This window comes from Corallococcus sp. AB030, from assembly GCF_003668965.1.
Lineage (GTDB): Bacteria > Myxococcota > Myxococcia > Myxococcales > Myxococcaceae > Corallococcus > Corallococcus exiguus.
In genome coordinates, this window is the sequence record NZ_RAWQ01000450.1 from 1 (window position 1) to 1,266 (window position 1,266).

Sequence of the window (1,266 nt, forward strand, 5' to 3'; positions counted from 1 at the left end):
GGGTGTGGCGCCCATCCTGATCACGAGACGCGCCGCACCTCCGCGCGCTGCGGCGCGAGCGTGAGGTTCATGGCGGCGTCCCACCGGTCCGAGAGCGCAAGGGAGCGGAGGTCCAGGATGTGCTGGCCGGACGCCTCCTTCCATCGGGCCCCTGGGCGCTTCATGCGCAGGGCGACCAGCGACTTGCAGGTGGCCTCCACGTTGCCGCTGCCAATGGGCAGCCCCCGCGCTCGTGCGTCGGCGTAATGCATCCGCTCGCCGTGGTTCTCCAGGTAGGTGAGCGCCTCGTGTACCGGTCGACGGTCACCGAGGACGACGTCCCGCCTGCCGGAAGCGTGCAGCGCACTGGCGATGGTCCACACGGCCCCAGGGGTGTTGAGCAGGGAAAGCTTCCACTTCTCACACAGGGCGGAGGCATGCGCTTCACCTGCGACCACGAGGGCCGCGGTCCCGAGCTTCTCCATCAGGTGCCAGAAATCCACCAGACGCACCACCTTGGTGGCCGCCGGAGCGTGAGCGGCGAGGGCCTCGTCCAGCAGGCCATGCAGCTCGGGAGCGCCATCGGTGAGAGCGGCGACATGAAGGGCGGACTGCTTGGAGACCAGCGACTGGACGTCGCGGACCAGCCGCTCGGCCAGCCCTCGGGCATCGCCCTGGGGCATGCGTCCGTAGCGCACGCTGCCCAGCGCGTCGCCCTGGGCGTCATGGAAGGTGAGGCACGCGGTGTAGGCCATGCGCCAGACGACGTCCACCGGGCGCTTGGGAGCGCCCCGGCGAGGCCGTCCCACGGGGCGCTTCTTCGGTTCCTCCATGGGGACCGCCACCCGGTCCATGCTGACGCTCACGCTGTGCGTGCCTTCAGGCGCATCCAGGGCCTCGGCCAGCGCGGCCTCCACCTGGGGCCGCTGGTGGCCGTACAGCCCGCCCACCTCGTGGCCCATCCGCTCAAAGGAGGAGCGGCAGTAGGGCAGCGCTCCCACCTGACGCGCCGTCGCTTCCGCCTCGCGCGACGTGCCCCGGGCCAGCAGGTACGCCATGGGCACCGCCGCCTCGGGCAGCCAGCCATCCGCCACGCACCCGGCGCGCACGCTGAGGGTGTCCACCGTGGGGCCATTGCGCACCCCTACCTGCCGGTAGAGGCTTCGCTCTATTTCGACGGGGCCTTGCCGCGTCTTGTACGTCGCCGTGTACCGGCCGACCCGGGCGTGGACCTGGCCTGCGAGTTGGAGACGGGGGGCGTCGACGTCGTAGCCTCGAAGCAACCTC

At 71.1% G+C, this 1,266-nt stretch carries 1 protein-coding gene; it reads right to left on the reverse strand.

Features of this window, described 5'->3' with window-relative positions; genetic code table 11:
* Window positions 1-20: 20 nt before the first annotated feature.
* A partial coding sequence (locus D7Y15_RS43510; RefSeq protein ID WP_121756218.1) for an ISKra4 family transposase occupies window positions 21-1,266 on the reverse strand: 1,246 nt, incomplete at its 5' end.